General features: G+C 45.3%; 21 protein-coding genes. 7 read left to right on the top strand and 14 right to left on the bottom strand.

The features are described from left to right. Positions 1-719: 719 nt before the first annotated feature. The 4 genes from LYNGBM3L_RS23075 to LYNGBM3L_RS23060 form a co-directional block, all read right to left on the bottom strand. On the bottom strand, positions 720-1,874 hold the full coding sequence (locus LYNGBM3L_RS23075) for a DUF819 family protein (RefSeq protein ID WP_009149394.1): 1,155 nt from the start codon (positions 1,872-1,874) through the stop codon (positions 720-722). After that, positions 1,871-2,350 carry a PIN domain-containing protein gene (locus tag LYNGBM3L_RS23070; RefSeq protein WP_009149392.1) on the bottom strand — a complete coding sequence of 160 codons (480 nt, stop codon included), beginning with the start codon at positions 2,348-2,350 and terminating at the stop codon, positions 1,871-1,873. The genes LYNGBM3L_RS23075 and LYNGBM3L_RS23070 overlap by 4 nt, the downstream gene beginning before the upstream one ends. Next, entirely contained in the window at positions 2,347-2,613 is a 267-nt protein-coding gene (locus LYNGBM3L_RS23065; RefSeq protein WP_009149390.1) for a UPF0175 family protein, read from the bottom strand. The genes LYNGBM3L_RS23070 and LYNGBM3L_RS23065 overlap by 4 nt, the downstream gene beginning before the upstream one ends. A 272-nt stretch (positions 2,614-2,885) precedes the next feature. After that, the gene (locus LYNGBM3L_RS23060) at positions 2,886-4,820 is read right to left on the bottom strand and encodes a WD40 repeat domain-containing serine/threonine-protein kinase (protein ID WP_009149388.1); all 1,935 of its coding nucleotides are present in this window, start codon (positions 4,818-4,820) and stop codon (positions 2,886-2,888) included. Positions 4,821-4,919: 99 nt separating this feature from the next. Here LYNGBM3L_RS23060 and LYNGBM3L_RS44140 point away from each other — a divergent pair, with 99 nt between their 5' ends. Continuing rightward, positions 4,920-5,078 (top strand): hypothetical protein, encoded by a 159-nt coding sequence (locus LYNGBM3L_RS44140; RefSeq protein WP_154659887.1) that lies wholly within the window; start codon positions 4,920-4,922, stop codon positions 5,076-5,078. Between the two features lie 22 nt (positions 5,079-5,100). Here LYNGBM3L_RS44140 and LYNGBM3L_RS23055 read toward each other — a convergent pair whose 3' ends face one another. Further along, complete coding sequence (locus LYNGBM3L_RS23055) at positions 5,101-5,652, bottom strand: Npun_F5560 family protein (protein WP_009149385.1); 552 nt, start codon at positions 5,650-5,652, stop codon at positions 5,101-5,103. Between the two features lie 475 nt (positions 5,653-6,127). Between LYNGBM3L_RS23055 and LYNGBM3L_RS44135 the strand changes: the two genes are divergently transcribed. Continuing rightward, a complete protein-coding gene (locus tag LYNGBM3L_RS44135) occupies positions 6,128-6,298 on the top strand; it encodes a hypothetical protein (RefSeq protein ID WP_154659886.1) in 171 nt (56 codons plus the stop codon). A 132-nt stretch (positions 6,299-6,430) separates the two neighbouring features. Further along, positions 6,431-8,371: an eCIS core domain-containing protein gene (locus LYNGBM3L_RS38775; protein WP_009149383.1), complete on the top strand. Its 1,941-nt coding sequence runs from the start codon at positions 6,431-6,433 to the stop codon at positions 8,369-8,371. Between the two features lie 1,908 nt (positions 8,372-10,279). Here LYNGBM3L_RS38775 and LYNGBM3L_RS23045 read toward each other — a convergent pair. Beyond that, positions 10,280-11,626 carry an RNA-guided endonuclease InsQ/TnpB family protein gene (locus LYNGBM3L_RS23045; RefSeq protein ID WP_009149380.1) on the bottom strand — a complete coding sequence of 449 codons (1,347 nt, stop codon included), beginning with the start codon at positions 11,624-11,626 and terminating at the stop codon, positions 10,280-10,282. 72 nt (positions 11,627-11,698) lie between these two features. On the opposite strand from LYNGBM3L_RS23045, the gene LYNGBM3L_RS23040 reads away from it, so the two are divergent. Next, positions 11,699-11,896 (top strand): hypothetical protein, encoded by a 198-nt coding sequence (locus LYNGBM3L_RS23040; RefSeq protein ID WP_009149378.1) that lies wholly within the window; start codon positions 11,699-11,701, stop codon positions 11,894-11,896. 221 nt (positions 11,897-12,117) lie between these two features. Continuing rightward, positions 12,118-12,390 carry a glyoxalase/bleomycin resistance/dioxygenase family protein gene (locus tag LYNGBM3L_RS23035; RefSeq protein WP_009149376.1) on the top strand — a complete coding sequence of 91 codons (273 nt, stop codon included), beginning with the start codon at positions 12,118-12,120 and terminating at the stop codon, positions 12,388-12,390. A gap of 269 nt (positions 12,391-12,659) precedes the next feature. Here the strand turns inward: LYNGBM3L_RS23035 and LYNGBM3L_RS23030 are convergent, their stop codons facing one another. Further along, positions 12,660-13,238 (bottom strand): Uma2 family endonuclease, encoded by a 579-nt coding sequence (locus tag LYNGBM3L_RS23030; RefSeq protein WP_009149374.1) that lies wholly within the window; start codon positions 13,236-13,238, stop codon positions 12,660-12,662. 286 nt (positions 13,239-13,524) lie between these two features. On the opposite strand from LYNGBM3L_RS23030, the gene LYNGBM3L_RS23025 reads away from it, so the two are divergent. Beyond that, positions 13,525-13,803 carry a lipopolysaccharide assembly protein LapA domain-containing protein gene (locus LYNGBM3L_RS23025; RefSeq protein ID WP_009149372.1) on the top strand — a complete coding sequence of 93 codons (279 nt, stop codon included), beginning with the start codon at positions 13,525-13,527 and terminating at the stop codon, positions 13,801-13,803. An 11-nt stretch (positions 13,804-13,814) separates the two neighbouring features. On the opposite strand, the gene LYNGBM3L_RS23020 is transcribed toward LYNGBM3L_RS23025, so the two are convergent. Further along, entirely contained in the window at positions 13,815-14,480 is a 666-nt protein-coding gene (locus LYNGBM3L_RS23020) for a hypothetical protein (protein ID WP_009149370.1), read from the bottom strand. Between the two features lie 428 nt (positions 14,481-14,908). Here LYNGBM3L_RS23020 and LYNGBM3L_RS46035 point away from each other — a divergent pair, with 428 nt between their 5' ends. Next, positions 14,909-15,091 carry a hypothetical protein gene (locus LYNGBM3L_RS46035; RefSeq protein ID WP_081473263.1) on the top strand — a complete coding sequence of 61 codons (183 nt, stop codon included), beginning with the start codon at positions 14,909-14,911 and terminating at the stop codon, positions 15,089-15,091. An 86-nt stretch (positions 15,092-15,177) separates the two neighbouring features. Here the strand turns inward: LYNGBM3L_RS46035 and LYNGBM3L_RS50540 are convergent, their stop codons facing one another. The 6 genes from LYNGBM3L_RS50540 to LYNGBM3L_RS22995 form a co-directional block, all read right to left on the bottom strand. Then, on the bottom strand, positions 15,178-15,285 hold the full coding sequence (locus LYNGBM3L_RS50540) for an AraC family transcriptional regulator (RefSeq protein WP_071986925.1): 108 nt from the start codon (positions 15,283-15,285) through the stop codon (positions 15,178-15,180). Between the two features lie 15 nt (positions 15,286-15,300). Continuing rightward, positions 15,301-16,425 (bottom strand): 3-dehydroquinate synthase, encoded by a 1,125-nt coding sequence (gene aroB, locus LYNGBM3L_RS23015; RefSeq protein WP_009149367.1) that lies wholly within the window; start codon positions 16,423-16,425, stop codon positions 15,301-15,303. A gap of 163 nt (positions 16,426-16,588) precedes the next feature. Then, on the bottom strand, positions 16,589-18,976 hold the full coding sequence (locus LYNGBM3L_RS23010; RefSeq protein WP_009149364.1) for an ATP-dependent Clp protease ATP-binding subunit: 2,388 nt from the start codon (positions 18,974-18,976) through the stop codon (positions 16,589-16,591). A gap of 578 nt (positions 18,977-19,554) precedes the next feature. Further along, positions 19,555-21,177 carry a beta-barrel domain-containing protein gene (locus tag LYNGBM3L_RS23005; protein WP_009149361.1) on the bottom strand — a complete coding sequence of 541 codons (1,623 nt, stop codon included), beginning with the start codon at positions 21,175-21,177 and terminating at the stop codon, positions 19,555-19,557. Positions 21,178-21,603: 426 nt separating this feature from the next. After that, complete coding sequence (locus LYNGBM3L_RS23000) at positions 21,604-24,582, bottom strand: peptidase domain-containing ABC transporter (protein ID WP_009149359.1); 2,979 nt, start codon at positions 24,580-24,582, stop codon at positions 21,604-21,606. 451 nt (positions 24,583-25,033) lie between these two features. Next, positions 25,034-25,765, bottom strand: a complete 732-nt coding sequence (locus LYNGBM3L_RS22995; protein WP_009149356.1) for a peptidylprolyl isomerase — start codon at positions 25,763-25,765, stop codon at positions 25,034-25,036. Positions 25,766-26,525 lie beyond the last annotated feature (760 nt).

The raw sequence follows: 26,525 nt of genomic DNA, 5'->3' as shown, positions 1-26,525 counted from the left end.
TAAATTTTGCCGGAGTTTTTTCCAGTTTTGTTCTTTCCAGAGTTCACTATGTTTTACCATGTGTCTAACTATGCTCTTCATTGATTTGTGTTTTCTAGATACCCGTGACCAGTTTCCGGTCACATCCTACCCGACAGGAGGGATTAGATTTGGCATAACTTACCGGGGTTTCGACCCTTCCCCAGACCTCTGCTGGTGCGCTTTCCACTGACGAATTAAATTACGGGGTCGCACCGTTTGCTGTCGTTTTTACTTGTTCCGTCCTTTGGATTGTTTTGGTGATTTAGGGTGATTCAGTTTGCCTACCCTCTTCTCGGAGATTGCAGCTATCAAGCAATATGCTGCGAGAATGAGAGGATGAAGTCCACACATTTCCCAGGCTGTGGCTTTGTCATGAGACACTTTTTTAGAATCTGTTTACCCGTGTCACCTCCCTATTAGCGCCGGGGAACCTACCTGTTTCAGTCCTGATTGCGCCCTGCTGCCAGCTTCACTCTGCGAGGTTGCCGCCTGCTCGGTGTGGCCAGATAAGGAGTCACTTCTCTCCTGAAGGGCGGGGTTTTCACCCGCATCCGTTAGACAGTTAGACTTTTGAGGTTTTTATTCCTCGCGAAGTCCCCTACTCATACCCCTCTATTTTCTAGAGGCTCCTAGTAGGAACAAGCCGCACTTACTTCTGACTTCTGACTTCTGACTTCTTACTTGCGCGTAGCGCTATATCAACCCAAAGACCGCAAAAAATTACCTAACCCGACACCAATAAACGTAGCTACTGCATAACCCAGAGTACCGCAAAGAATCGCTGGAGTAACTAGCTTATCCCACTGCCGTGCTGTCGCCATAGCCGCTGCTGTAGTTGGCCCACCCATATTAGCATTGGACGCAATTACTAACTCAGCTAAATCTAAACCCAACAATCGCCCAACTCCGAGTAAGACTAACAAATGGATGGCGAGAATTAATCCAGCAAAAATAAACAGAACTGATCCCACTCGTAGCACTATTTCTACATTAGCGCTGGCACCAATTACAGCAAAAAATACCTGCATCAGCAGATAGCCAATTTTTTCTGCAGCCGTTATCCTACCTAAATAGCTTGGGAATAGTGTCGCTAGCATCACAATTAAAACCGTTTCTACCAGAATTCCCCCTTTGTTGAAACCCAACCAGCTAGCGAGACCATAACCTACAGCACAAATGGTCATACTAATGGCTAATGCCAAACTGATATTGATAACAGAGAGTCCTTGTCGAGACTGGGAGTCAAAGACACTAAACTGACTAGAATTAGTATTCTCCTGAGAGCGCTGGTTAGGGAAAATTCCCCGTAGCCACTTCATGGAAGGTAAAGCAAACAGCACTAAAAAGTACAAGGTCATCACTAAATTATCTGCTGCTACCCCAGCACTGAGTAAATCTCCTGCTCTTAATCCAGTGCTTTCAGCGGTTGCCGCAAAATTAACAGAACCACCAATATAGGTAGCACAAAAAATTGCTGCCAACTGCCAACCTTGCTCTCCTAAAGGAATGAGATAGTAAGCCACTACTGTTCCTAGGATTGTTCCCACTGCACCAATGCCATAGGCAATTAAGGTAAACCCAGCCTCCCACACAATCCGAAACAAGTCAGCTTGGAATAGTAGCAAAGGAATAGCTAATGGAACTAAATAAGACCAGACCACCCCATAGGTGGGAGCATCCGGTGGAATAATCCTAAGATTAGATAGGATGAACGTTACCAAAATGGTGACAACAGCCCCAGATAGTTTAGCTCCCCAAGGAGTACGTTCTGCCCACAATCCAATGGTTGCTGCTGACAGCAACACAGCCCATAGAGCGAAATCTTGATTAGGATTTATAAGAGAGGTTGTCATGTCATGGAATGCTTATCTAAAAGCTTTTCTAATAAACTTTCCGATGCCCAAAACGATGTATTTTTAAGATTATCGACAACAACAGGTAAATTGATAAGTTTCATAGTAGCTGCCCGGTCTAAAATCCCCAAAATACCTGTGATGGTTAATCCTCGTTCCCTTGCTATGCGCCGTGCCTTCATATCATCTAGCAAAATTAAATCTGCTGTGAGTTCTTGAGCTAAAAGAATAGCTGCCAGTTCTCCGGGGTCTAGCAAATCTAGAACTGAATCGGAAGATAGGCTAACGGGTCTAATTTTCAGCCAAGGGGGTGGGGTGGCAATCCAAGTTTGCACAGGTGGTGGGGCAGCCACATCTGATAGCTCGTCATACACTGCTTGGGGAATAATGATTTGCCCAAACAGTTGGGGTAGCAGGTTAATCTGCCCAATCAGGATTAGGTAGTTAATCGGGGAAGTATTAGAAACAACGATCATCCAGGGTTGGCAAATAGATTGTCCAGGGTTTGGCTATCTTCGTCTAGGTCAGCTTCGGTGTAGGGAAGGTAAGCTTTTTCCTCCTTGAGGAATTGGTAGGTTTCCCAGCGAGAAGAAAAGTTAAGGATTCTGCGGACTTGGGCAGCACCAAGGTGACCTTGACGATAGCGATCAGCCACAATTAGTTCAAGGATTCTGCGGGAGAGGTCACCTACTTGGAGTTGACTAGCGATTTCATCGGGGAGTTGGATCGTAATTTCCATAGGGGTAATCGGAGTCTGTCCATAGATGCAGTTTAACTCCAAAGTTAGGGCAGCAGTGTGTGAGAGCCTAGCTAAACTCCGACAAATCAACTAAAATAAACCCGTCAGCTGTCAGCCGTCAGCTGTCAGCCGTCAGCTTAAAATAAACCTTCCGTAGCGTGCGCATCGCGCAAACAGCAGGATTTGATAATGCTTACCTGTTTTATTCAAAAGCTGAACGCGCACGGGTGCGCGTAGCGCATCAGCTGATAGCTGATAGCTGATAGCTGACATCACTCAAACTTCCAAATCTTAATAGTATTATCTTGAGAACTACTAGCAATGGTAGCACCATCATGGCTAATAGCAACGCTAGTCACAGCGCTTAAATGATCGGTGAGAGTATAGAGCAATTCACCACTACCAGGATGCCAGATTTTGACAGTCTTATCGGCGCTACCACTAATTAACGTATTCCCTTGAGGGCTAATAGCAATAGATTTAACAGCATTCCCATGTCCGGTCAGAGTAACCAACGGTTTCTTTGGTATTTGTAAATACCGATCCCTCTTCAGCAACCAAATCTTAATGGTTTTATCAGCACTGCCACTAATTAAGATTTGACCACTAGGGCTAAAGGTGAGTGACTCTACCGATGCCGAATGTCCAGTAATGGTTGCGGCGAGCTTACCAGTTACTAAATTCCAAAGCTTAATGGTTTTGTCAGCACTACCACTAGCTAGCAGTTGTCCATGTTTACTAATAGCAACTGCGTTAACTGTTCCTAAATGGCCAAACAAAGTTGTCTGTAATGATGCCTTCTTCAGCAACCAAAGCTTAATAGTCTGATCCGCACTACCGCTAGCTATAAGTTGCCCATTGTGACTAATTGCCAAACACTTTACCCAAGCTGAATGTCCACAAAGGGTATGAATTAAATTTCCCGTATACTCATGCCATAGTTTAATGGTATGATCCCAACTGCTACTAGCGATAATTTCTCCATCTGGACTAAAGCTAACCGCTTCAATCACATTTAAATGTCCTGAAAGTTTAGCCACCACTGTTTTAGCTTGCCAGTTAAAAATCGTGATAGTTTTATCTGTACTACCACTAGCTATAGTTTCTCCATTCGGGCTAAAGGCGATAGAATTAATTCCACTGGACTCTTCGGAAAAAGTATGTACACATTTCCAAGTAGGAGTATCAAATTTAGGGGTAACTGTTGTAGATAAAGACGTTACTGGTATAGCAGCGAAATCCTCTGGTAAACCAAGTGCTCCGAGGACTTGAGTAGCTGATTGGTAGCGTTGGTTTGGTAAATTCTCTACCATTTTGTTCAGGATGCGAATAAGCGGATCACTGACAGGTTGCCTGAGGTAATCGACCCAAACCCACTTCCCTTCTAGACTATTAAACATATCAAAGGGGTGAACATTGGTAAGCAGATGAATACAGGTAACCCCTAAACTGAACAAATCACTGGTTGCGATCGCTTTCCCCATCAACTGTTCCGAAGCCGTGTAAGCCGCAGAGCCAATCATAGTTCCCGTTCGTGCTAGCACAGTTTTTGTAGTCAGCTTAGCAGCACTGAAATCCACCAGAAACAGTTCGCTCCCCCTTCCCCCCCAGGAATAAAACCTTTTCCTGGTTTTGTGTGTTGGTAGCTGGGACAAAGACGACTCAGGAGGAGGGCGACGAATGATATTGTGGGGATTAATATCCCGATGAATTACCTGATGACTATGGATAAAGCGCAGCACTGGCAGCAATTCAATCAGGACTTGCCGAACCTGGTTTTCCCTAAACGTCCCTTCTGTTTCCAGTTCTGTGGCTAAGCTTTCCCCCTCGATATACTTGTGGACTAGAGCAGGTTCTCCTGCGATACCTAATTGATGATCCGCCTCAAAATAGGCCAGAAGTTCGGGAATCTGAGGATGTTGTCCCAGCACTTGCAGCCTAGTAGCTTCTTGGCGGAAGGACTCAGCCGCTTTCTGAGCATTATTGGTATCCTGATGTTGTAAGGATAACTGTTTGATGATACACTTACTATTGCTATCATCCGCCTCATCCACCCCCAGAAACGTGCGCCCCATACCACCAATACTAATCAGCCTCAGAGCACGGAAGCGTCCGCCCAATCGTAATCTAGTTCCACAATAGGCACAAAACCTAGCCTGATTGGGATTTTGGGGATTTTGGCATTTAGGATTAAGACAGTAGCTCATGATATGGGGTGGTCAAGTCGAAGGGTTGGCAAGTTGACAAGTTAGCCAGTTGACAGATTTGTTGAAAGTTTTCCCCGAGTTTTCCCCAAGTTTTCCCCATTGTTAACGGTTGCTAACCTACCAAGAAACGTCAGCTGTCAGCCGTCAGTTGTCAGCCGTCAGCTTAACAGAAACCTTCAACCTTCAACCTTCAACAACCCAACCTTCAACAACCCAACCTTCAACCTTCAACAACCCAACCTTCAACCATCCAGTTGACGCACCCCTAAGCCTAAGCCTTTTAGACACTACCAAAGGTTGGGATTGGACTAGCATTCTGACGATTGAAGCTCGGTAGATCAACCCGGGTGATATTGCGGCTTCTGACCGCTAGTCGGTAACTTACACTCTGGAGTTCGGCGTGGAGTTGTCGGTTTTCTCGCTGTAACATGGTCACCTTCTCCTTAACTGGTGCCATCCGTTCCGAAAACTTCTGGTGATAAATTTTTGGTAGCTCTTGTACAACTTGTTCTAGCTGACGGGAGCGCTCGGTTAATTCTTCTACATTATCCCGCAATTGCTTAATTTCCGTGTCACGGGTGGCAATTTGCTGTTGATAAAATTCCACCTGCTGCTCCACATCGTGCAACTGTTCTCGCAAGACCACCATCTGAGCCTTGTGGCGCTCAGACACCTCTTGGGGTGGTTTGAAGTTAGCATTTCCCTTCACCAAGCGGAATAGTTCTTGAGACAGCTGCTGCACTAACTGGTCTCTAAGCTGCAACTCTTCCCGCAAGTGAGATACTTCCGTTTGCAGAGCTGATCTCGATAGGGTTTCAATCTGCCTCACCATGGCTTACCACTCCAACTAAATATACAATTTCCAATAGTAGATGGCGACCGGGGGTGTCGATCACTGATCACAAAATATACTGTTGCAGCTAATGTACCATCCAAACCCGGCAATTGACCATCTAAAACTCTTGTAGGGTGGGCAAATTGACTCGAATCCAGAGGATTTGGTCAGATGACATGTATTTGCCCACCCTACCCCGATTCCCGACTCCCGATTCCCGACTCCCGATTCCCGACTCCCGACTCCCTTTGCTATAGAAGAATTGTTGTTAATAATTGTTTCTTATACGGTGCGAGTAAGTAATTCTTGGTTTAACCTGGCTTAGCATTTGTATATTAATGAAGCCCAAAGGATTCCCCAAAAAAAGTCTTTTGTAGGGTGGGCAAATCGACAGTATTCCTGATCTAATGGTCAGATTCACAGAATTTGCCCACCCTACGCCTTGTAGCAAATGCACAGGATAACGGTACTGATGGTCAGATTCACAGAATTTGCCCACCCTACGCCTGATATTGTTTTCTTCAAGGGTACAGGGGATGTAAGCATTCAGCCGTCAGCTAATGCGCTACGCGCACGCAAAGCGAACAGCTATCAGGTGATGGGGGGATGCGTCAACCTTCGACGCCGGTTTACGGCACGGTAGGGATAGTGTAAAACGAGCAGGGATTTTCAACCAGCCGTACCAGCACCCCCCAGCTTGTTTACTACCTGCCATTGATTAGCTGACGGCTGACAGCTGATAGCAGAATACTTACCAAGGAAAATAGAACAAGCTATGCGCACTACTCATACCTATAAACCGAAATATTCTCACTCTACCTCTAGGACAATTGCTCAAAAAAAGAAAGACTCCAGAGTGATTGGTTATAGAGAAATATTGGAAGCCGAGGAAAGGGAGTGGAACGCGGAAGAGGCGGTCGGGGAATGGGGAAGTATGAGTGCGAATGTGATGCGCACCTTAGAATCAGGACAATACGTGCCCGACACAGCATGGTATGAAAAGGGGCTGCAAGCAAAGCTAAGGATAGGACTGCCGGTTGATAAAAACCAGGAAGGGGCGAAGGTCGGTGGGCATATGGTAGTGCAGCCTAAAAGGAGAATGGTGCAGCGAGCAGCACAACCGTTGACGGGGGATTCGGTGACATATGGCGAAAGCTTGAGGGCATCGAGGAGTGATAATCAAAACAAAACTGGCTTGCCTGATCGCCTCAAAGCAGGCGTTGAAAACCTCTCGGGTTACTCGATGGATGATGTGAGGGTACATTACAATTCCTCGAAACCGGCACAGTTGCAGGCATTGGCTTATACACAGGGGACGGATATTCATGTAGCGCCGGGGCAGGAGAAGCATTTGGCCCATGAGGCTTGGCATGTGGTGCAGCAGAAGCAGGGAAGGGTGAGGCCGACGATTGAAGCAAAGGGGGCTCCAGTCAACGACAACCAGTGGTTGGAAACGGAAGCCGACCGCATGGGGCAAAAGGCGGCCAAAAATTGGCAAGGCGACCACCGTAGAGGCAGCACCGAAAAAGCAGAGAAGGAGAGCCTCACCAGTAGAGTGGCACGGGCTGGAAAGCCCAACAAGGCGGGCGTGGCCTCAATTCAGAGGACAAACGACGGTAAGGGAAGGAAGAAGGGAGAGGAGTTGGCAGAGAAAGAAACGACCGAGACACAATATACAATAAAAAGCAAGCTAGGTGAAAGTTCGCATCACGTGGCATACGAGCTCAATGAAACCGATGCTTGGGTCCTTCTTTCACACAAAAATGGCGAAATTAAAAATACAATTGAACAAAGGAAAAAGACCTTAAGTTGGTTTGATCAAGAGTTGGTAGGAAAAATGGGAGACAAGCCAGTTACACTAACCTGGAATAATGAAGGAGAAGTTAAAAAGATTGAAGGTGTATTGATAGAGAGAATCCATGGCGTAGAGGTCAAAAATCGGGACATATATGGTGGTATAAATTGGGAAGGTATGTTTTTAAAGGATTGGATATTATCAAATGATAAAACCAAAATTGAAAGGTTGCTAATAACAGCCAAGCAGTTCTTGAAAGGGAATTTTGATATACATGACTTCCAGTATTGGGTAACGAATGATGGAAGCTTCAAATTAACAGACGTTAAGAGCGTGGAAAAAGCCAAACAAGGTGTAGAAATCGAATCGACTAAGGCATTGAAAAATAACGTCAGTGAGCTAGAATTTATAAACAACAACTTCGTTGCAGTCCATGAGATATACACCAAGGACTCGGAATCCAAATTAAAGAAGGTAGTCGGGGATATCAAAAAAGACAAGGACAAGTCGGAGTCTGAAACAGATAACACACCAAATATAAATCCACAGGAAAAGATAGAAAACCGGGACATGTTGCCCCACAAGGACAACCTAGAGGAAAGAAAGGAATTACAAACAGAAAAGAGAGTAATAAAGGAGGATGCAATAAAGAAAAGGGAAGGGGAGCGGGTGATAATATCACTCACGAAACTGCTTAGCAGTAATGAGGAGGATCAGCTAAGTATAAAAATAGAAGCACACGAAATTCGAAAAAACGCACGGGAAGCAGAGATAGGAATATATGGTGTGCAAAGGGACATGATAGTATATGCGAAAACATGGAGAATAAAGAAAAGAAAGGAAAGGGACAACAAAGAAGTGGAAAGTTGGTGGGAAGACTCCAGGCCAGTGTGGATATTATATGATCGGAATATCGACTAAGGAAAAGGCATACAAACCAAAAAGCAAAAAAGGTGGAAAGCAAAAAAAAAATGAGATGTAAGGGAAGGTTATACGGTTCTTACCCCAGTCACCCGAGCGCTCGCGGCACAGGTAGTGCGTCCGCTCTTGTAGGGTGCGTTAATGAAATGTGTGCGGTTCGTTCTAACTAGTGCGTCCGCTCTTGTAGGGTGCGTTAATAAAATGTAACGCACCATCTATATACAAATTGAAACCAAACTATCATTAACCAATACCATGGTGCGTTACGGCTTCAACGCTTGGTTATATCATATAATCTTCTCACCCAAACCGCCTAACGCACCCTACAAAATCCCAAAATTATATTCATTCTATATCCAAATTGAAACCAAACCATTCTCAACCAATACCACGGTGCGTTACGGCTTCAACGCTTGGTTATATCATATAATCTTCTCACCCAAACCGCCTAACGCACCCTACAAAATTTCCAAATATTATTCATAAGATATCCAAATTTAAACCCATTAAATTATACCATTTGCGCTTCGGCGCACGCTACGCGAACGAGCAAAATTTTAAGCATTTTGCTGATAGCTGATAGCTTACCTTTATTTCAATTACCCCTCAACAAAAAAAAATCTAAAAACCCTTGACAAATTAATTTATAATCATTATGATTATATTTATTAACCTAAAAACAATTATTCGACTATGCCTCAAAACTCTCAGCCAAATTCAAACAATAATTCAAACGGATTCATTGTTCCGTACATTTTGAAGGGGTCTCGCGAGCAAATAACCCATACGGTGTATATCCTTAATGGCTTGGGCTACGCTCAACTTACTGACTGGGGTCCTCTTCAGCCGACGGGAAATCCAGGAGAATTTATTACGATTATGATCAGATATTGGATTTGGCGTTAAGACCTTAAATTTCTGGGGGGGTTTCCCCCCTGGCCAAAGGTTAGCCGTCAGCCGTCAGCCGTCAGCCGTCAGTAGAAATATCGCGCTTTGTAGGGTGGGCAAAGGTCGATGATAACTGTACAAATGGTGAAACTATGATTATTTGCCCACCCTACACCACTACTGAATGCTGATAGCGAACAGATAGCTTTGTAGGGTGGACAAATATCAATGATAACTGTACAAATGGTGAAACTATGATTATTTGCCCACCCGACACCACTACTGAATGCTGATAGCTGATAGCTGAATGCTTACGGACAAAGGCTCCGGTCTGTTTGCGACGCGAACAGATAGGTGATAAAATTGAGTGCATAAGCGAAAATTCCTAGCCGTGGAAAGTATTTCTGCGGCTATTTTTTTGGGGTTAGTTGGTTGAAGGTTAGTTGGTTGAAGGTTAGTTAGTTGAAGGTTAGTTGGTTGAAGGTTAGTTGGTTGAAGGTTATCAGGTTGAAGGTTATCAGGTTGAAGGTTATCAGGTTGAAGGTTAGTTGGTTGAAGGTTATGTAAGCAGTCAGCTGTCAGCTGTCAGCCGTCAGCTTAAAATAAACCCAGCGTAGCGTGGGCCGGTGCGCAATGGGCAAACGGGAGAATTTAAGATTGATAGATTAATAAGAGGAGAATTTAAGATTGATAGATTAATAAGAATAGAAAGTGCGATCGCTTAGCGTGCGTCGGTGCGTAATCGCTTTTGTCGGGTGGGCAAAGGTCGATGATTACTGTACTTTTGTAGAAACGATCATGACGCAGCCCACCCTACCCAACTGTTCGCGTAGCGTGCGCATAGCCCATTAGCTGACACCTGACAGCTGAATGCTTACTTCACAGAAATTTGAACAATATCCAACCGTTTTAGAGTAAGAACCATGACTCCAAATAATCCACAGTCAGATCAACGCCCTCCTATTTGGATTGGGCATGTTAGCATGAACTACCCCGCCCTGTTCGTTCGCGTAGCGTGGCCTACGGCCAGGACGGGGTGTCAGCTACCCCATCCTTAGAGCGTGATTTTTGACGCTTCATCTTTCCCAGTTGCTTCATTGATCCAGTATGCTTTCTGGTCTTTGAAGTAGAGCTAGAAAATCCACGTTTATCGAGGTCAGCACCGTACCCCGGCTGTTTTCCTAATGCTGCATTGAACATCACTATTGCGCTTGTCTTGTCTCTATCGAACCCAAAGCCGCAAATATCACAGACGTGGTATCTATTCGACAGTTCAGCCCAGTCTTTGTGAACCTTTCCACATTCTGGACAACGCTGAGATGGCTTTAGTTGTCTAGTCGGTAGTTGAAGAACAATTCCGCCTTTGAGTTCGATTTTGTAGGTCAGCATTTTATTGAGAGTACCGAATCCTACATCCAGAATGGCTTTGTTTAATCCAGCTTTTTGTTTCCTTCTTTTCGACCCTTTCTTGGCTTTCCGGGTCATTCCTTTCGTATTGAGCTTCTCGGTTACGCCGATGTCATAACGACTAGATAAATCTGATGTAACCTTGTGTTGCCAATCTTTACGCGCGTTACCCGCTTTCCTCTTTAGTTGGGATTCTTTTTTGTTGGCTTTTTTCCAACGCTTAGACGCCTTTATACTTTTTTTGAAATTAGGAGCCTGCTTCCTGCGCTTTTCCTTCCCGGCGGCCTTCACTTTAGGCTCTAGAGTCTTCGTAAAACGCTGGTTGGCTATCTCCTCAAACTCGCTGCCGTTGAAAGCTGTGATTGCTGTTTCAGTCCCTAAGTCATAGGCTACGATTTTCTCGTACGTTAAGTCAGATCCTGAACCATATTTAGTGTCGGGGGTTTCTACTTTAACGGTTATTGAAGCATACCAAGCGTTTACACTAGACTTGTACGTAATTGTTAGAGTCGTTGGTGTCCCCCAAAACTTGGCCTGACCACGCATCTTTATAGTGAGTCCGAGGTCATTCAACGTCAAAGTTCCATCTTTTCCGTCAGTATTAGCCTTCCAACCAGCCTTACTGGGATAAGTCCATCCGGAGTATTTCCGAATTGGCTTATATTTGGGAATTTCACTTAACCCAAGAAAGAAGCGATTATATGCCAGGTCTACCCTCTTAAGGGTCGCTTGCAAGGAAGTACTATATAACTCCTTGTACTCCGGCCAACATTCCTTGAAGGCGGGCAAGCAGTTTTGTTGATCAAGATATCCTATGGACTTTTTATTTGCTTTCCATTCATAGCGGCGATCGCCTATCCCAGCGTTATAAAGCAACTGGTGCATTTTTCTCGCGTAAAACATCTTTGACGCAGCTGTTTTGTTAGGATACAGACGAAATGTATGTCTGAGATTCGCCATGAATGAAACCACCTCCTTGAAATCTTCGTGCTTGGGCTGATATTATTTTAGTATAGTTGATGGTAAATACAAATGTCAAGCACAAAAAGGAAAAAGCCTCAGAAAAGAATGAGGGGAGCACCCGCTCATTATGACGAGCTAAAAAGACAACACGGAATCTGGTTAACAGATACTACTTGGAAATGGTTGCAATTGTCGGCTGAAGACTCCGGGGTAAGCGTTGGAGAATATATAGAGAGTTGGGTAAGGAAACAGGTCTCTGGCATTTGAAGGGGCTATCCATCCCAGAAACGAAACCTTAGGATAGTGGAGCCTTTATGGTTGGTCGGTTATGTATAAAAGGGTTAAAACTTTTTGATTAAGGCTCCACTATCCTTACGGTAACTTCAACACCTGGACGAGGTGGGGGAATTTCGCCCCCTCTTGCCTCCCCTATCTTGTTAAACGTTTCAGACTTCAAAAAATCTCTCGACTTCTTCGAGTTTGTGGGAATGCTTAAGGTTGCTGAATTTCAAGAGTTAGCAGTACTTGAATTGAGAGGGGGAACCCATCTGGTGCTTAGAAATAAACCTGAAGCGGCACCAGGACAAGCGAGTTTTGATCTGATGGTTGATGATTTGAAGGCTCAACAAGTCGCCCTGCAAGAGGCTGGCTATGCACCGAGCGAAATTCGCGAAGGGCGAATACACAGTGTGTTTGATGTATCTGAACCTTCAGGAAACATAATTACCTTTTATGATAGCCATGTGGTGGGGCCAGTCTAGAGGGAACTATTTTTTTTGGGTTATCAGGTTGAAGGTTAGTTGGTTGTTCGCGTAGCGTGGCCTTTTGGCCAAGGTTATGAGGTTGAAGGTTATTAGTGCGATCGCGTAGCGTGGCCTACGGCCAATCGCTTTTGTAGGGTGGGCTGCATGTCGATGATTACTGTACTTTTGGTGAAACTATGATTATTTGCCCACCCTACCCAACTGATAGCTGTTCGCGTAGCGTGCGCGTAGCGCTTTAGCTGAAAGCTGACAGCTGACAGCTTACCCTAAATCTGCCTACGAAACGCTCTAATCGCTTCTCCCGCATCGGTTTCCGCCATCAAAACACAGTGTCTGAACCAATCAAGATCCAATTCACTCAGTCCGGGTAGCAAGCTACGCTCGATGGGGACATAACTGCCATCTTGAAGATGATAAAGCTTTAGTAATCCATCTTCCCAAAACCAAACCTCTGGAACACCTAAAGCTTGATAACGTTCTAACTTGCTGATGCCACCACTACTAAAAACCACTTCAATGGACAAATCTGGAATTGGCTTAACACTACCGATGCAGTAAGAATCGTCAGCTTGGGCAGAGGCGACGCCTTCTTTTTCCTGAGTCATTGAGCGAGTTGGCTGAAACAAAATGCCCTTTTCCGTCAGAAAGGTTGTGATTAAGTAACCGATGATACTGGCAAAAATTTCATGTTCTCGTCCTGGCATCAGAATCTCGATTATCCCATCAAAGTAAAACAGCCGAACACCAGGAGAACCATCAAAGCCCTTCTGGATCAACTTAAACTGTTCCCAGGTGCCATCATGTACGATGCGTTGATCGGTGGTTTGGTCGAGTAGTTGGGGCATCGCTCTCACCTCCGGCTATCCTTACCAGCCATTGTGACATAGTCAGTCAGTAGGGTGGGCAAAGGGAGATGAGAACTGTACTTTTGGTGAAACTATAATTATTTGCCCACCCTACACCAGAGTCAGTAGGGTGGGCTGCATGTCGATGATAACTGTACTTTTGGTGAAACTAAAATTATTTGCCCACCCTACACCTACTGTTGACAGAATCAGGTATTCAAAGGGCTACTGTGCTAGAAAAAATAATAAATAGAGTCGAACTAGTCACCATTAACTAGTTACCATAATGAACTATTCCCAGATCATAAAACTTGGCTTACTTCTGACATCTCTGATAGTTGCTATTTGGATTGGCGCGATCGCTATTTTCTCGATCCAAAATATCACGGAAGTATCCGTGAAGTTTTTAGTCTTCGAGTCAATTGATCTGCCAATCGGTGTTGTTTTGGCTGTTAGCGTTGGTATTGGTCTTCTTGGGGGAGCGATCGCACCTCTAGTGTGGCAGCTTTTGGGGAAATCCTTGAAATTCCTAGACTCTGAGGATGACCTATACTACGATGAGTAGACTTGGACAATCTATTCGTAGTCCATCCGGTCATAAAGTCTATCATCATATTGATGAGACATAAACTCAGAGCGCCGTCTCGCTGGTAGGGAAGGAGGAGCACTAGAGTAGGGGTGTTGGACCACGTAAGTTGTACGAGGAGGACGCTGTGGTCGTGATATCAAGGCTAACCCGCCAATCACAACGGCACCACCACCAATGGTTACCGCCATACCGCCAAGTCCCCAAAGTATTCCTGACATGAGGGTATTTGCGGTTTCATTAGTAGTTTTACGATTAGGGATTAGTTGCTCAGGAGCCCTGATCACACTGGCATCAACCTGAGCAGTTAGATTGTCTAGCAGTAACTGCTGATTGTGAAGTTGGGCTTTGAGCTGTTCAGTTTCAGCTCGTTGTTGCTCAACCATAGCTTTGAGCTGCTCAGTGTCCCGCCGCTGCTGTTCAACATTGAGCATATTATTTAAATTATTATTTAAATTATTTAAGTTCGGTGAAGCTAGAGCCTGGTTTGGCGGTTGATCTGTGTAAGGGGAATTATAGGGATTGTTAGGGGAAATTTGGAAGGGTTGGGAAGAGGGAAGGTTATTCGCCACCATATTGCCTCCTCCTTTGAGGAGAAACAATGCTGCCATTCCGGCAAAGGCAGCCCCCGTCAGGAATGCCATACCATCACTCATTAATATTGCCTCTCAACTGGAACCGAATTACAACGAATTGCCACTACTGCTAAGGTCGCATATTTTTTTGTTAATTTCACCCTTAACGTGGGGCAATAAGCCCTTTGCCCATAGCTTTGGGTAATTTTCGTGTGTCAATGGCAACCTAACCCTAAATTGAAATCTAGATTGGTGCCAATGTCTACCCTAGCTCATTTTCAAAATTTTGCGATTTCTCGATCAACTTTCCCTAATTGCTATGGATAATGGTGTGGGCAAATCCTTTCCGCCCCCTAGGGTAACCTGGGGAGAGTCTTACCCAGTCAGGAATTGAGTGACATGAGGGGTCAACCCTTTGGCCGGTTCTCAATGGTTTCATAGCATCTTCGATAGATGTTTTGAGCAAGTTATCAAACCTTGACATTTGAGTTGGGAGTGGGGAATCGGGAGTGGGGAATCGGGAATCGGGAGTCGGGAGTGGGGAATCGGGAGTGGGGAATCGGGAAAAGCGGGAAATGGGGATAATTATCCGGGAAATTATTGTGTATGGTGATACATATTTTGAGGAATTTATACGTAATATAGCGCTACGCGCAAGTCAGCAAGGTTCTTGCGTCAGAAGTCAGAAGTAAGCTATGACTAAGTTTCAGAGTTTAGGAATGTCCTAAGCTTAATGGGTAGTGCTATAAAAGTACCTACTCACCCCTTTCTCAAAAACCTACCCTTGTAAGCGACTCCCGATTCCCGACTCCCGATTCCCGATTCCCGATTCCCGATTCCCCACTCCCGATTCCCGATTCCCGATTCCCGATTCCCGATTCCCCACTCCCGATTCCCTTTGCTATAGCTGCATTTGCCGAAGCACTTCCCTAATCAGATCAGTTGGCACCTGATCTGTCAAGGTTACTTCACCAATCTTGGTAGGCAAAACAAATCTTACCTTACCGTCTTTTACCTTCTTATCCGTTTGCAGGGTATCAATAATGGCATCAATATCTAGCCCACTGGGTAACTTAGTAGGTAGTCCAGCTTTTGCGATTAAAGCATCCTGGCGTTCGGCCTCTTCTGGCTGCCACATCTGGAGTCCCACAGCAATCTGCCCTGCCGCTACCATTCCAATCGCTACGGCTTCCCCATGATTCACTAACTTGTAGCCAGTTAAGCTTTCTACGGCATGACCAATGGTGTGACCATAGTTCAAAATAGCTCTAATCCCAGCTTCTTTCTCATCCTGGCTTACCACATCCGCTTTAGCTTGACAAGACCGAGACAGAATTGTTTCTAATAAATCCTTTTTCAGGTAACGCAATTGGTCAAGTCGCTTCGATTCCTCTAGTTTCACAAATAGCTCTTCATCCCAGATAATCCCATACTTAATCACTTCTGCCATCCCTGCTCGCAATTCTCGGGCTGGCAATGTTTTTAAGACCGAGGGGTCAATTAAGACAAATTGTGGTTGATGGAAGGCACCAATCAAGTTTTTGCCCTTGGGGTGATTGACCCCAGTCTTGCCACCAACTGAAGCATCAACCATGGCCAACAGCGATGTGGGTACCTGGACGAAATTAATTCCCCTTAGCCAAGTAGCAGCTGCAAATCCTGTCATATCCCCAATTACCCCACCGCCCAATGCCACTAGAGTCGAGGAGCGTTCTAGGCGGTTTTCTAGGGCAACATCATAGATCTTTTGGATAGATTTGACAGTTTTGTATCGTTCACCAGCAGGCAGGGTAAGGCTGGATACCTGATATCCCACTAACTCCAAGGCTGCGATCGCTCTTTTCCCATATCTGCGGAAAATTGCTGGATTAGATACCACTAAAACTTTTTTGCCCAACTGTAGACGGCTCATCCAAACCCCAATATCATCTAAGCCACCTGTGGTCATCTTGCCATCAGGAAGGTGTTGTGCGATCGCAATATCATAGGAATGTTCTGGTAGAGCAACGGGAATAACTAACTTCATGAGGAGGAGCCTTTTTCCTGGTTAACTATGGCGCTGTATATATCTACTTTTTGTATCTTTTATAGTAGATGTAGATATATGTTAGAGGGATTGCAGGCAACCCCTCTACAGATCCAGCCTTTAAAGTCCAGGCTTTAACGAAATTTGGCATCATTCCTTGGCACTAGCAAACCCCAACTGGTTGCCGCAGCCTCTTTTGGGCGTTTGCAGATAATACGGTGACCTGACCGTGATCATCCACATCAACAACTGCTGTATCCCCCTCTTGAATCTGACCAGATAGCATGGCTTCGGCTAAGCTATCTTCTAACAGGCTCATAATTGCCCGTCGTAGAGGTCTAGCACCATAGCTCGGTTCGTAGCCTGCTTTGACTAAGTGGTCCTTGAAAGCCTCTGTGACTTCCAGGATAATTCCTTTCTCTTGTATAGAGCTAGAGATTTCCTGAAGCAGAATTTCCGCAATTTCCTTAACTTCATTCTTCTTGAGCTGACGGAAGACAATTATATCGTCAAGGCGGTTGAGGAACTCAGGACGGAAATAGTCTTTCAGATTTTCATTGACCTGAGTGCGGATCTGGTTGTACCTAGACTCCTCATAGGTTTTTGACGACTCAAAGCCAAAAACACTACCTCCTTTTTCAATCACTTTAGAACCGATGTTGGAGGTCATGATTAATATTGTGTTCTTGAAATCTACAGTACGACCTCTAGCATCGGTTAAGCGACCATCATCTAACAGTTGCAACAGTACATTGAAAACGTCAGGGTGAGCTTTCTCGATTTCGTCAAATAGTACCACCGAGTAAGGCTGGCGTCGCACGGCTTCAGTAAGTTGACCGCCTTCGTCGTAACCCACGAACCCTGGGGGAGAACCAATGAGCTTGGAAACAGTGTGGCGTTCCATATATTCCGACATGTCAAGGCGAATCATCTTGTCTTCTGACCCAAACAGGTAGGAAGCCAAAGATTTAGCCAGTTCTGTCTTACCAACTCCAGTCGGACCAGAGAAGATAAAGCTAGCAATCGGTCGATTGGGATCCTTTAATCCAACTCTTGCCCGACGAATTGCCCGAGACACAGCAGTAACAGCTTCGTCTTGACCAATGATCCGCTCATGCAAGGTTTCTTCCAAGTGCAGCAGCAGAGCTGATTCAGATTCCGTCAGTTTATTGACCGGTATCCCAGTCCAAGACGCGACGATTTGAGCAATGTCTTCTTGATCCACAATCGGAATAGTTGGGGATGGAGATAACTTACCTTCAATTCCCTCACTCTCCCACTCTGATTCTGCTCTAGCCCTTGAAGAAGGCTTTGAGTGCATCAAGTGAACCCGACTCCCAGCTTCGTCAATCAGGTCAATGGCTTTGTCGGGTAAATAGCGGTCCGAGATATAGCGGTCTGACAATTGAGCTGCAGCCAGTAACGCTTGGTCGGAAATCTGGACTTTGTGATACTCCTCGTAGGTTGAGCGCAAACCATGGAGTATGTCAATGGTATCCTCTACAGAGGGTTCCGAGACCATGACTGGCTGGAAACGACGTTCTAGTGCTGCGTCTTTCTCAATATACTTGCGGTATTCATCGAGAGTAGTAGCTCCCAAGCACTGGAGTTCACCTCTAGCTAGAGCAGGCTTAAGCAGATTAGCCGCATCCATACCCCCTTCTAAGGAGCCTGCACCAACTAAGGTGTGAATTTCGTCAATTACTAGGATAATATTCCCGGATTGCTGGACTTCAGACACAACCTGCTTGAGCCGTTCTTCAAAGTCTCCCCGGAAGCGAGTACCAGAAACCAATAAAGCCATATCTAGGCTAATCACTTGTTTGTCTGCCAACAGGTCTGGAACATCTTGAGATATAATCCGTTGGGCTAGACCTTCTGCGATCGCAGTTTTCCCAACTCCGGGTTCCCCCAGTAATATCGGGTTATTCTTGCTACGACGACCTAAAATCTGAACCACCCGCTCGATTTCCTGCTGACGACCAACCACCGGATCCAGTTTGCCCTCTGCAGCTAACTTGGTCAGATTAGTTCCAAATTCTTCTAAGGTAGCTTTCTGGTTTTGAGTATTCCCTCTAAACGAGGAACCTTTTCCCTTAGCAGTCGTTGCTGCTGTTAATTCTGCTATGGAACTGTTGACATGGGTGCGTAATTCTGTGAGGTCTACACCCAGGTTTACCAGTACTTGACTGGCAACGCTGTTCTTGTCGTGAATAATAGCTAGCAACAAATGTTCAGTATCGATGTAGTTGTGTCCAAGTTGCTTAGCTTCCTGGAAAGATTGCTGGAAAACTTCTTTGGCTTTGGGGGTGAAAGGAAGTTCTGAGCTAACCATTCTCGAACCCCTACCCACAGTGTTTTCCACCGAGTAGCGAGCATCTTCGAGGGTAACACCAAAATCCCTCAGCACTCTGGCTGCCACAGCTGTTCGTTGTGCAATCAAACCCAACAGCAATTGCTCAGTTCCTACGAGGCTGTGTCCCAAGCGACGGGTTTCCTCCTGAGCCAGCATGATGGATTTGATCGCTTTATCTGTAAAATGTTCAAACATCCCCGGTTCACCTTACCGAATTTAAGCAGTGGGTGAGAGATCACCCTGGTGTAAAGTTTTATGTACTTTACTTCCATCAATGTACCCATCTGTGCTTAAACTCAGCAGTCGGTAGAACCGTAATCTTGAGGAGTGGTTGCCGCCAATAGCAACAACCAACACCTAGAGCGATCGCTTAGGTAGGGAAACATGTCAGCATTCAGCCGTCAGCATTCAGCTGTCAGCATTCAGCTGTCAGCATATGCGCTACGCGCAAGCTAATTGAGGTGCCATCAGCTTATTTAAAATAAACCTTGAACGGGAGAATTTAATAGTTCGATTTAACTGTGGGGATTTGCCCTTGGCCGTTGGCCACGCTACGGGAACAGTTTTGTGGCACAGGCTTCTAGCCTGTGCCACAAAGCTGATAGCTGATAGCTGATAGCTGATAGCTGATAGCTGATAGCTGATAGCTGATAGCTGATAGCTGATAGCTGATAGCTGATAGCTGATAGCTGAGAGCTGAGAGCTGAGAGCTGAGAGCTGAGAGCTGATAGCTGATAGCTGATAGCTGATAGCTGATAGCTGATAGCTGATAGCTAACGCATTTTGGTCAAGCTTTCAGTCTTATCCAAAAACATCTCGGTGAAAATACTCATCACTGTTCGTTTACGCACCCGGATATTGGCACTGATAGACATACCCGATTGCAATTGCACTTCTTTGCCATAAGCTTGAATGAACTGTTTATCCAATTTAATTTTGGCAGGGAAAGTATAGTCTTGACGCAGTTCCGCAGGATCCGGTGGTAGGGCATCAGAACCAATAGATAGTACCTCACCTTTTACATCACCAAACTCACTAAAGGGAAAAGAGTCAACTCTGACTTCGGTTTCCATACCTTCATCCACAAACCCGATGTCTCGGTTGGTAAGATATACCTTAGCAATCAGAGAGCTACCGGGAACAATTTTGAGCACTGGCTGAGTGGTATTGGCAACAAAACCAGGAGTTGAGGGTTGCAAATCAAAGACTGTTCCATCAACAGGAGCTCGTAGTTCTTGATAGCTTAGGGTTAGTTGAGCCTGCTGCAACTGGCTATCAATTTCTGCCATCTGCTTATTGTTATCAACAATGCGTTGGTTTAATTGACTGATAATGCTAGCTATTTGGGTGTTTATGCTATCAATTCTTTCTTTATTCTGGGCCATCAAATCAGCCAGTTCTCGTTGAGAAGACGCAATGGTACTGAGTAGATTCGCTCTGACCCCAGCAATTTCTTTTTGCAAGCGTTTTTCTTCTTCAATCCTAGCGTTTACCTCAGTTTGGCGATTTTTGACCTCATTTTGCTGCCTCAAGAACTGAATCTTAGAAAAGCCCCCTTGTTCATACAGGGGTCTGAGGTCTGTCAGAATACCCTCCTCAACTGTTAGGATGTCTCGGCCATTGGCAAGTTGAATCTGATTCTGTTTCAGCTGTTCCTCTAGGGAGCCAATTCTACTCTCAAGTTCAGCGATCCGAGCGTCAAGTGCAGCAGTACCATATTGTAAACGAATTCGTTGTTCAGGGTTAAGATTAGCCCTAGAAGAACCTCCACTAAGTTGAGCGCGATAAAGTCCAATTTCTGACAGTAGCGTGTTTCGACTAGCGATCAGAGAAGGCAGTTGTGAGGACAGTTGTATATCCATACCTGGTGGTGGTACAGGTGGATAATTAGGATTACTAATTGCAGCCTGATAAAACTGGTTTTCTCTGATTAAGGTAGCACGGCGTTTATTGAGAGACGTGAGTTGAGCCTGAGTAGCCTTGGGCTCAAACGAAAGGAGCAAATCCCCTTCTTTAACCCGCTGTCCTTCCTTAATATGAATTTTTGTCACCACTCCACCCACAGGAGCTTGGACTTCTTTAACCGCACCTTGTGGCTCTAGCTTGCCCCGGGCGGGAACGGCATAGTCAATTTTGGCAAAGTAAGCCCACACCATACCAAAAGTTGTTAGACTCAACAGTGCCCAGAGAATGGCATGAGACCAATGGGGCGATTGTTCTAGAATAACCGGCTGGTCGAATTCGAGGTGACTATTAGAAGCACGACGTCTGTCCCTGGTGTCTTGAGGAACTGCCATTTTGCTAATAGTACCCACAGAACCTAAGTTTATTTTTGGATTTGGTTTGGAACCATTGCCATTACCATTGCCATTACCATTGCCATTATATGGGCTCATAGTTATTAGCTCCTGCTATTCGTTAATACTTCGGAAAGGATGAATAATGAAGGATAAATAATAAAGAATGAAGGATAAATAATAAAGAATGAAGGATAAATAATAAAGAATGAAGGATTTTCTCGGAATGTTAAGATAATTATCTGGTTGAATAATTAAATTTAGTAACTAATAAAAAACTGACTCATTGATCATTTTTATCACTTACTTTAGGGGGAGTTAGCCAAAACTTCTCGCTCTCACTTGATAGCCTCTGTAAAACCAACTACCCGACCACTAGTATTTTTTTATCCTTGAGCCTAGTCTATCCGATACCAAGGGTTAAACCAAATAGCAAATACCGAGACAATACACACTTAATCCTTCACCCTTAATCCTTAATGCTTAACCCTTCATGGTTAATCCTTCACCCTTCACCCTTCATAGCTACATTTGAGCATCTTGTTGCATGTAGAGGCAATAGTAACGACCTTTCTGAGCCATCAGTTCATCATGAGTACCTTGCTCTACTATTGAACCCCGATCCATCATCAAAATGATATCAGCGTTGCGAATGGTTCCTAGGCGGTGGGTAATGAACAATACCGTGCTTTGTTGAAAAGCTTCCGCTAGATTTAAACACACTTGCCGCTCGGTGTCATAATCGAGGGCGCTGGTGGCTTCATCTAATATCATTAACTGGGGTGATTGCAAAATCGTTCTGGCGATCGCAATACGCTGTCGTTGTCCCCCGGAAAGACCTGAACCCCTTTCGCCAACGCTGCTATTGTAACCCAAAGGCAATTCCATGATAAAATCGTGGGCCACTGCTATCTTTGCTGCCTGAATAATTTCCTCACTGTCTGCATCAGGATTGGTCAGAGCAATATTCTCTTGAACGGTTCCCTCAAACAAGAGGGTTTCCTGAGGCACAATCCCAATCTGACGCCGCAGGGAATAGAGTTCGACTTTCGAGATATCGTAACCATCGACAATGATGCGACCGGACTCTGGACCATAGAGTCTAGCCAAAAGTTTGGTCATGGTACTCTTACCGGAACCACTTTGCCCCACAATCCCTACAAATGAACCAGCTGGAATCTCGACGTTAATGTTATTCAGTTGCATTGGTCCACTCTTGGCAAAGCGGAAGGAGAGATTTTCATAGCGAATGTCTCCCGTGATAGAGGGCAAGGGGATATTACCCTGGTCTGCTTCAGCCACTTCTTTGGGTGTATCGACAATGTCACTGAGGCGTTCGAGAGATAGGGCTGTAGACTGGAAGTTTTGCCAAAGTTGGGCTAAACGCAGCAAGGGACTGGTAACGTAGCCCCCAATAATCCGAAAGGCAATCAACCCCCCTAAGCTTAATTGTCCATCTAGTACTAGATAGACCCCTACCCAAAGCACAAGTAAACCCGAGAGTTTGTTCAAGAAGGTGCTCATAGAACTAGCAGCGGTAGAGGTTAGCACATTCTTGAAGCCTTCACTAACATAGCGCGCATATTTCTCTTGCCATTTCCAACGCGATCGCAATTCAATATTCTGGGCTTTAACGGTGGAAATGCCAGATAATACCTCCACTAGATAGGATTGGGTTTGAGCATTCCGTTCCGCTTTATTGCGTAGCTGTTGCCGGACAATTGGGGAAACGATCAGGGTCAGGAGCATGAACAAAGGGATTACTGACAAAGTCACCAGGGTCAGCACCCAACTAAAGAGGAACATGACCACGATGTAGATTACAGAAAAGACTGAATCTAACACCACGGTTAGGGCTGTCCCGGTCAAAAACTGGCGGATATTTTCTAGCTCATTGATCCGAGTGGACAACTCCCCAACGGGTCGTTTCTCGAAATAATTTAACGGTAAGCGCAACAGGTGGTCGATAATCTCGGAACCGAGAGCCATATCGATACGGTTGGTCGTATCTACAAACAGGTAGGTACGCAGGGTGATTAAAACCCCCTCAAAAACCGACACCACCAACAGTAAAATTCCCAGTACTTGCAAGGTATCGGTACTGTTTTGGGATATCACTTTGTCAATGAGTACCCGGATAATCAAGGGATAGGCTAGACCCAACAGTTGGACAAAGAAAGAAGCAATTAAAACTTCCGTCAATACCTTGCGGTAACGAACGATAGAAGGCCAAAACCAACTCAGACCAAACCGCTGGGTAGGGGTGTCTTTGGTAGGTTTTAACAGAAGTACCTGCCCGCCTTCTCCCCAGTTTTCTTCAAAATCTTTGGGTTTAAGCCGTTGAATTCCCAGCTGTGGCACCGCCAGCACTATTTGCCGTTCACTGGCTTCATAGAGAATAGCTAAGCTATCGTGCCACAACAGCATGGCTGGGGTAGGTAAACGTTTGATAGCGTTAGCTGGTACTGTTGCGAGTTGGGCAGTTAATCCCATCAGTTCTGCCACTGCACCACAGTGCTGAAGGGAGATTTGACCGGTGCGAGCATGCTGGTTTTTTAGCACCTTCCGTATACTATCTCGCCGGAAAGGAATTTTAAAGTACTTACTCAGCATTTGGAAACAAGCCAAGGATTCCTGCACTGCTCCTTTACCCCGTATAAAGGGGAATTTTGTAGGAGTAGTCTGGCCAGTGTAAATCGTCTCGGGAGCTTGATCCGGTCGGTCTGGAGCCTGGGGAATATCGTCTTGAGGTATACTGGGAATTGTATCGGTAGGCTCAGCCAGGGTTTCCGAGTCATTGGCGGTTTGCTCAGAGAAAATAGCTTCTGGAATTCCCACCAAGCGCGTTGCACCATGACCATTGACCTGTAAGCTAGACAATGCTTCTGAACTCAGACAAGACCCTACTGGTAAATTGGCGGCTGCTCCCCCACTCACAAACCATACTCGATTGGGGTCGAGTTGGCTTGACATTTGCTTGCCCCGAGGCAGGTTATAAACTAAAGCGTCTGACCAGGCTAACAGGGCAAGTGCTTTGAGGTCAGTCTCTGCCTCAGCCCGACGCCCCAACTCTGTTCCCAAAAGATCAAAGATTTCCACTAGACCACAACGGGCTTTGAAGGCATCTGAGAAAGATTTTTCTGTATCTAGCAGCCCTAAGAAGTCAGCCGCATTGATGGTGACACAAACCGCTTCCACCGATGCGATCGCAGTTTCACAGGGTATGCCCCTGACCAAACTGACCCAGCCAATAATCGCTCCTGGTTGTAGTAATTTGAGGGTTGTGGGGGTTTGACGGCGTTGGTCATAGCCGATGAGACGGGCTTTTCCTTGGAATAAAATCGAGATTTGGCCTGGCATTTTATCCCTGACCACAATTGTCTGACCCATGCGGTAGCGCAACAGTTGGCAACTCGTGGACAGTTTTTGCAGTGCTGTCCTTGACAATTTATTGAACGGAGAAATACCAGCTAGAAACTCTTGAATTGTTGTTGTATAGGTCATTGAGCCTCTTAGGAGATTACTTAGCTTAAATTTGAGATTAGTTAGCTTAATTAAATTTGATAACAGCTTCTAATGGGGTATTTATTAGGATATGCTAAGCATAGTAGGTCTGTCTTTTATGTAAAGACTCTGTAACGCACCCTAGGAATTGCTTAGCGCTTCCATCAAGAAATGTAACTAGTTGGCTATGCTATGATGGAATCAGGCAAAGTCTATTGAGACTAGCCTTAAAGAACAAAAATTTTACCGTACACCATAGACTACTGATCATTTAGCCACGGCACAGCTTCAGGATTACCATATCCCCAAGCTAGAGGGGTTTTTCGGAATCTTCCCCATCTGGCGCGGTTAGCCCAAACTATTAGCCAAATCCCGCCTATTTTCCCCCAAATCCGGAATTTTAGCCATCTATTTAGTTTCTTGAGTTTAGTTTCATTAGAAAGTCAAGTCGTTAATCTAGCGCCGCTAATTGCTGATTCAGTTGCTCACTTAGCCAGGTGCTGAAACATTCATTCAGTAGTCGCTGGCGCATCGAATCATCTAACTGGGCTGGCATAAACTTCTCCAAACGCACGATTAACAGCCATTCTCCCAAGCGTGTCGGTGGGAACAGTTGTCCGGGTTGGCTCAGGCGAAGCATTTGGGCTAAGGCGGGGTGAGGTACGCTCAGTTCAACCGGACCGATTAATCCGCCAGTCTGAGCTTCTGGTCCTTGGGAATATTCCCTGGCTAGGTCAGCAAAAGACTCTTCTCCTTCTTGAATTCGGAAATAGATTTCTTGGGCTACCCCTGGGTCTTTAGTCCGAATCAGGGAATAAATCACCCGGTCTAATTGTCCCTTCCTCTCCAGAAAATAAGATTCCAGTTTGTGACTCCAGGTTTGTTGTTTGTATTTCTCAATCAGAATACTTCGTACCGCTAGGGCTTCTAATTGAGCTGGATTCATACCACGCTGCTTTAGCCAAGCCTGTTTAGCCGTCTCGTCAATGAGCTGATTTTTTTCCAAGAACTGCTGATAGGCTTGAGCCTTCTCCTCTGGTGTGCAGCTTGCGGTAGCCACTGCCTCGTCAATGATAATCTCACGGATTAACGGTGGCAGCAATTGGTAACCAGCTAGCAGGGGAACAATTTCTTCTGCACTAATGACGCGATCGCCTATTCGTAAAACTGTAGTTGTCCCCATAAGAAATGTTTGGCTTTGTGGTAGCGCTAGGTGGATAGGATGGAGATATTACCCACCGTATATTATAATTCCTAATTTTCAAGCTTCAACAGTACAGTTTTTCCACATTCACGAAAATAGGGTATTGGTATAGCACTACCCATTAAGATGTTTGACATTGTCTTGATGCAAAGCGCGAGTGGGGGAAACCACGGCAGTCGCTCATGGGGGGGACCCCCAAGACCGCGCTGCCTCCCCAAGACCGTAATGGTGCGCTTGACCTTGGCGAATTAAATTCGCCACGGGTCGCACCTCTGCATCGCTTCTAAACTCCGAAACCTAGTCAATGCTTACTTTTGACTTCTGACTTCTCACTTGAGACTTGCGCGTAGCGCTATAATAGCTAATTGGTAATGGGTACTGGGTAACTGACTACTGATACCACACTACTTGATATCATTGCTTAGTTCAGTAAGGCCGTTGATTGTGCATTGCCCACGGAGCGTTTGGTTATTGGTTGAGGGTCAGTTCTAAGCAACTGGGCTGACCGCTGATATAGCACTACATATGATGTTTGACATTCCTAAACTCCGAAACGTAAGTAATCGCCTACTTCGAACCTTGCTGACTTCTAACTTCTGACGCTAAGCGTAGCGCTATAGCTGAGTACTCGCCACTTGGGTTGACTATATATTAAGTTTTCAAAAGATTTGGGTTTGCGATAAAGTTCTGCTCATTGGACCTGAAATAACAACACGAGGAGCACAAGCCCTAGAGCAAC

This window comes from Moorena producens 3L (genome assembly GCF_000211815.1).
Taxonomy (GTDB): Bacteria; Cyanobacteriota; Cyanobacteriia; order Cyanobacteriales; family Coleofasciculaceae; genus Moorena; species Moorena producens.
The sequence above is the reverse complement of the archived record's forward strand: the minus strand, read 5'-3'. Positions and strand labels throughout refer to the sequence as shown.